This is a genomic window from Streptomyces sp. NPDC050738 (assembly GCF_040654175.1).
Classification (GTDB): Bacteria; Actinomycetota; Actinomycetes; order Streptomycetales; family Streptomycetaceae; genus Streptomyces.
The window spans coordinates 255,563-261,562 of record NZ_JBFAHN010000011.1 but is presented as its reverse complement, the minus strand read 5'-3'; the positions used below and the strand labels follow the sequence as shown (position 1 = coordinate 261,562).

Below are 6,000 nucleotides of genomic sequence, written 5' to 3'. Positions count from 1 at the left end.
GCGATTGCGGGTGATGTGCGTCCCGCTCAGAGACCGGAAGTTCCGCCGTGCCCCCGAACTTTCTGTCGTACTCGGCCAGACGACCGGCGTCGCGGACGCCGGGCGGTGATCGGGGTGGCGATGCCGCCCGCGAGCGCTGCACCGCGACACCGTGATCGACGGCTCGGATTTCCACTCCGGGCCGGGATCCCGCAGCGGGTTGTGATGCCCGCAGTCCCGGCAGCTCACGGTCTCCGAGAGGTGGCCGCCCTGGGAATGGACGACGGCGCCGCTCCCGCCCCGCCGCGATTCCCGGGTTGTCGCTCATGCCCACTCGATCCCCAACTCGGTGAGCGCCGCTGTCCAGGACCGCCGCCGAGTCCGTCAACGGCGCCGGAGAAATGATCTGCCAGCTCTTCGACGCCCCGGTGGAGCTCGCACCGGACCTCACCCTGGCCGCCGCGCTCGATGACACCGCCGTACGACACCCCCACACCACCTGACCTCACGGTCACAGCGCTGAACCAGGACGGCTGCGCAAAGCGGTGGCGACTCGAGCACGCGAGCTCGTGGGTCATGCGAGCCCGGAAAAAGATCAGCAGGACCAAAGCCCGAAGGAGGTTCGACGAACACAACACCAACCCATCCGGCATCACACCACCATCGAATCCGGAATACCACCACCAAGATCAACCGGCCAAATTGCCCATCGACCAGCACAGATACAAGCCCGTATCAATGACGTGAAAACCCGAACACCTCAGTGAAACCCTCCCCGAACCTCACACCGCCCTCGGCATGCGGTGGAAGACCACCACGGCAGCCACCAGCAAGAAGTGAAGCGATGTCGTCCGATGTCCTGGGACTGGCCGGGCGGGTGCGACCCCGGCCGTACTGCGAGCAAGGGCTGTTGCCGGTGGCGCCGTTCCGGCCGGCCGCCTCGACCGCCGACGAGCCAGCCCTGGACAGGCCCGCGATCGGTCGTCTCAACTGAACTGAAGGCCCCTCTCATAACCTGCAACCTCGCAGGTCAAAGACCCTTTCCACCCCCAAAAGACACACGATCCCCGATTCTCAGACTCTGCAGCACAGCAGGTCACAGCCCTGCCCGACACACCCCAACCCGCAAACCACCCGAGACGACACAACCACAGCGGGAGCCTCACCGATGAGGGAAATTCAATGAATGAAGATCAGTACAGCCGAGAACGAAATTATCAGAATCCCAATCGTGCTGAACAGTGCACCGAAAGACTTTATACATTTGGATGACGGGAATCCCTCTTCCCTTCGGGCCTCCATCTTGGATACTTGATTTTGAGCAAATTCTGATATCGGTTTCGCCCATCTCAAAAAAGCCATCCCGAATGTCAAGAATCCCACTCCGCAAACCAAGGTGAGAGCCTTCGCTGCAGCAGGAGTTGCGCCTTCCGCAGAAGTTGCCCAATCCATTTGACATCCAATCCCTGAATCACTTCGCGCAATTAGCGTTACCATGCGGACAGTAGATGCAACTCGCCTCTTCGCGCAACGGGGCGCGTTGCATAGAAAGCTGTCACCACCCAGCCTTTAGTCGTGAAAGACGAACGTGTACCCCACTCCCCCAGTCACACTAATAGGAACCAACGGCGGAAGCCAATTTAGGCCAGCCCCCAATCCATACTGAGTTGTATACACGATAGCCCCACGGCTGTTCCGAGAACCACCTGTGCCAATTGAGCTATGGAGCGCGGGCCCCTCCCCTGCATTTACATCGATCTGTCCAGCCCATCCCGAAAGCTGACCAGCTGAGTCCGCATTGCTATTCTGTAGATCAATAGTTCCATCCACACCAAACCCCCCGAGCCCGACTCCCGGCGTAAATGAGAAATAATTATGCTCTTTCCCATCCTGAGAAAATGACTTACCTCCACAAGTACTCGCAGTGAAGGATATGCCAGCTGCTATTGATGCCGAAAAGCAGAGACTGTCCGATAGTTCGTGGGTCGATCTTCAAATGGAGCGGTTCGCACCAGGTCAGACCGTGACGACGCGAACTGATCCACGATCTTTCGGACAGTCTCTCGAAGGAGCCTGCAACACCTGATCGTCGACCGCCTCGACATCACCGGCGCCCGCTTGGGGCTCGACGGCGCCGAAGCCGTCCTCCAGCTCCGCTCACTGATCACGAACGGTGACTTCGAGAACTACCGGCATCACCACGCACGTCGTAAGCACCAACGTCTCTATCCCGCTCCTAGCCAGCAGGAGTACGACCTCACCGCCTGATTTGACGCCGTCTGCCGCTACCCGCCTCGGTTCTCCAGAGGGAGATTGACGGCGTCAGCGAACTCGCGCGTGAAAACGGCCATTACGTCGTCGGTTCCGAGCCAGAAGTGTCCGGTTGGGGGCCACTGTGCCGAACGGCCCGCCACCAGCCACGCGGTGGCAGTGGGCGCACGAAGCTCGATGGCGACCGGCAGGCGGTGCCCGTAGTCACCTTCGGACCAGAGAATTTTGGCGCCCACGAGCGGAACCCCGATGAACCCCGACCAAGAAGGGTGGTCGGTTACCACCACTTCAGGTGACCCTCCGGGCTCCCCGATCATGGTCAGCTGACTGGACATGGGTTCCCGGAAGAGCTCCAAGCCGTAGTGGTCGAAGCTGCTGCCCCACACCGCCGAGTAGTGCGTACCGCTCTCGGCAAGCAGACCGACGCCCATCGTGGGCAGGTGCCATGCACCGAAATCCCAGTCCTCGATCTCGGTCCCATCGTCGCCGCAACTGAGCGGGTAGTAGGCCACTCTTACGAGGCGCGTGCCGCGAAGACTCTCGATGGTTCTCTCGTACTCATCCTCAGTGAGCTCAGGCGACGACATCACGCCATTGTCGTACTCATCGACCCACTCGGACACCGAGATAAACTCACTGCCGCGAACAGAGCGTCGAGCTTCCCTCCAAAAGATCCGCACCCAACGGGGGTTCTGAGGGAGATGTGCACCGGCGGCAGCGACGAACAGTACGACGCGCTTGTCCTGCACCGGTTGATGGGCTTCGACGTGGACGCCCGACACCACCGGCCAGGATCCCAGCAATATCCGCTACCTCGTCGGCCCACGGGCCCTCGAATCCCGTCACCGCTGCGCACTACGCTGACCTTCACCGGACTCCCTGACTGAGCGACGCAGCGTTGCTGCTCAGAGTCGGCCGGCTGAAGGCGTGACCGAAGGGCAGTCATGAACAGGGTGTGGTGGCTCATGCAGGGCGACTCCCGGATCGGTGAACTGCGCCAATACGCCGTCGATCAGCCGTCGTTCCTCTGCCACTTCCTGCCGGGCCCGGGGTGGGAACCGGTCCGCAGTCACTTCGAGAAATGGGCGGATCTCCAGGGGCCAGACCCGGACGGCTCTAGAACGACGCAGGTCATCAAGCCCATCCTGGGCCTTGATTTGTCCCTGGCCCCCGAAGACGGAGGGCCGCCCATGGCCTTGTTCAAGGACTGCATCCTCCGTATCTACGGAGACACAGCCCGCCTGCGCTGCTGACACTTACGACGGTGCACAGGGCCGCGCTCAGTGCGGTTCTGCCTGTCAGTCAAAGGCCGTCTCGGCCGCGAGGAGGGTGGGCTCCCACGGTTCGGAAATGGACCCGTCCGCATTCCAGCCGTACTTCTTCAGCGCCATGGCCTCGTCTGCTCGTCCCTGCCGGCTCAGAAGCTCCGCGGCACGAGAAAGCGCGTGGCCGTCTCCGGATTGCCCGGCCCGCCGCGTCCACTCCAGTGCTTCACCAAGGCGACCGCGTCGTTGGAGCAGGTACCCCGCGCGGCGCAGAGCAGAGGGCTGGCCGGCCTCTGCGGCCCGGAGGTACCAGGTCAGTGCCTCCTCGTCCCGCCCCTCGTCTGCGAGAGCGCTACCGGCGCGCCATAGAGCGTTGACGTCACCACCGCGAAATGCCCGCTGGTACCACGCAACGGACTCATCGATCTTGCCGTTCAGGCGCAGCATGCCCGCTGCCCGGCGCAGGGCGCTGAGGTCGCCGTCGGCGGCGGCTTGCTCGTAGGCCTTGAGCGCTTCGTCGCTACGCCCTTGGTCGCGGAGCCGATCGGCGGCTTCGCCCGACGGTGCACGCAACTCGCCGTCGAGCCCAGCCTTCAGACGTGTCCCACCGCCAACTGACACACGGTCGAGGACTATCAACGATCCGTCCAACCCGACCATGAAGGGGGTCATCTCGGTCCAGTGCCTGGTCTGGTCCGCGAGCCCGTGTGTGCGCAGGAGATCAGAGGCCAGGTCCGCGGAATAGGTGTCTCCGGCACTGAAAGCCTTGCGGTAGTGGGCGATAGCTTGGCCGACTTTCCCGTTGCGTCCCAGGATCTGCGCTGCGCGGCGGCTAGAGAATGCGTCGCCCGCGTTGGCTCCCCGGAGGTACCACTCCAGCGCTTCCTCCTCCCGGCCCGAAACGCGGAGCCCTTCAGCCGCCCGGGCGTTCGCCTTCCCGTCCCCGCGCTGCCTGGCCCGGTGGTTGAGGAGGAAGGCAATACGGAACAACCCGCAGGCGCCGGCGAAGTCAGCCAGTCCAAGTGTGGAAACTCCCGCACTGTGATGGAGCGCAGCCTCCCACAGCGAAGCGGGCACCGGTTGGGTCCTGCGGGTGTTCCGGCCGTGCTGTTCGAGGTAGTCGGCGAGCCTGTACATCGGGCCGCCGCCCGGTTCGCCCTGGCGGGGGCGTCGCCGGGAGAGGATGCCTCGGGCGCCGCGGACCGGCTTGGCCACATAGGCGAATGCTGCCTCGAGCCAGTCGTCGGTGAGCAGGTCCCATTCCTGGTCGGAGAGGTAGCCCTCGGCAGCCGAGGCGAGGAATGCGTGCGGGAGGTCCAGGCCGTGGCCCGCACGGCGGGCGTCCATGGCCGCAATGATCAGTGCGCGGGCGCCTGGCGGGGCAGCCTCGTAGCGGGCGAGGAGTTCTGGTGCGCCTGCGAGGTATTGGGTGATGTGCCCACCCTCGGCGCGCTCAGCCGCGTACGCGAGTCGCTGGTCGGTGCGGGCCTTGTCTGCCAGGTCGCGCAGCGCCGCTGGATCGAATGCGGCGGGGACCGTCTTCGATCGCCCGGAGAGCAAACTGCGGGCCTGTGCGTAGGGGTCTGGTTTACCCGGGACCGGCTCCGCCATCAGTTGATCTTGGTACTCGGGCCAGATCGTTCCCAGGACCAACACTGGTTGCCGGGCGGGGTCGCGAAGCAGTTCACGGAGACCTGCGGCTACTTGCTCGCCGACCTCCCGGTCGGGAGGCAGCAGATAGTGGTGCGATTCGTTGATCCACACCACCGTGTGCGGGCCCACGTGCCCGAGGGAGGCGAGAGCCGCCTTCGGACGTTCGGGGTCGATGGGGTGCCACAGCCGCCAGTGCGGCGGCAGTTCCTGGAGAGTCTCCCAGCAGGCGCGTGTCTTGCCGGTGGACGAACTGCCGACGAGCATCACCAGGCGGCTTTCTCCATCTGCTGCCTCCTGTGCGGCTTGGCGCAGCGCTTCATCGTGTTCCCGTCGCACGTACGCGGGCAGGAGTTCTGGTCCCGTGAGCCGAGCGGTTGCCTCGACCTCGATGGCGCGGTGGACCTCCAGGTCGTACGGGTCATTCAGCTCACCGATGAGTTTGCCCACCGGCCTCTCCAGGCGGGCTGCGACCCATAAATTCCCTGCCTGACGTGTGGCCTCACCTTCTGGCCAGGCGGCTCGTCGCGTGAGCACGGTCACCAGGGCGAGCAGGTCTGCCTGCTGTGCGGGGATATCCGGGGAGCTGATGATGCGGTGCAGGGTGTCCCGCGACGGCGCCGCGGTCAGGGTGTCGTCCGCAGCCACATCGGCCGCCATCATGTCCAGGCTCGGAGCCCCCGCTGCGAGATACGCCTGGTAGACAAGTTCCTTGAGTTCACGCAACGGGCCCTCAGGTACGGACGGCTGGGCCAGTGGTCTCGGCCGAGCACGGCGCCCCGGGCTGCCGACCGCCTCGCTCCCGGCAGTCGATGCGTTTTCATCGCGACTCATC

Annotated in this window: 3 protein-coding genes and 1 pseudogene; 2 read left to right on the top strand and 2 right to left on the bottom strand. The window is 64.3% G+C overall.

The features are described from left to right. Positions 1 to 2,020 precede the first annotated feature (2,020 nt). Positions 2,021 to 2,247 (top strand): annotated as a pseudogene (locus AB0H78_RS26885) (ISKra4 family transposase); the annotation flags it as partial. Positions 2,248 to 2,264: 17 nt separating this feature from the next. Here AB0H78_RS26885 and AB0H78_RS26880 read toward each other — a convergent pair. Beyond that, complete coding sequence (locus tag AB0H78_RS26880) at positions 2,265 to 3,032, bottom strand: hypothetical protein (protein WP_363237158.1); 768 nt, start codon at positions 3,030 to 3,032, stop codon at positions 2,265 to 2,267. A gap of 183 nt (positions 3,033 to 3,215) precedes the next feature. Here AB0H78_RS26880 and AB0H78_RS26875 point away from each other — a divergent pair, with 183 nt between their 5' ends. Continuing rightward, on the top strand, positions 3,216 to 3,503 hold the full coding sequence (locus tag AB0H78_RS26875; RefSeq protein ID WP_363237157.1) for a hypothetical protein: 288 nt from the start codon (positions 3,216 to 3,218) through the stop codon (positions 3,501 to 3,503). Positions 3,504 to 3,548: 45 nt separating this feature from the next. On the opposite strand, the gene AB0H78_RS26870 is transcribed toward AB0H78_RS26875, so the two are convergent. Then, complete coding sequence (locus AB0H78_RS26870; RefSeq protein WP_363237156.1) at positions 3,549 to 5,891, bottom strand: transcriptional regulator; 2,343 nt, start codon at positions 5,889 to 5,891, stop codon at positions 3,549 to 3,551. Positions 5,892 to 6,000: the final 109 nt, after the last annotated feature.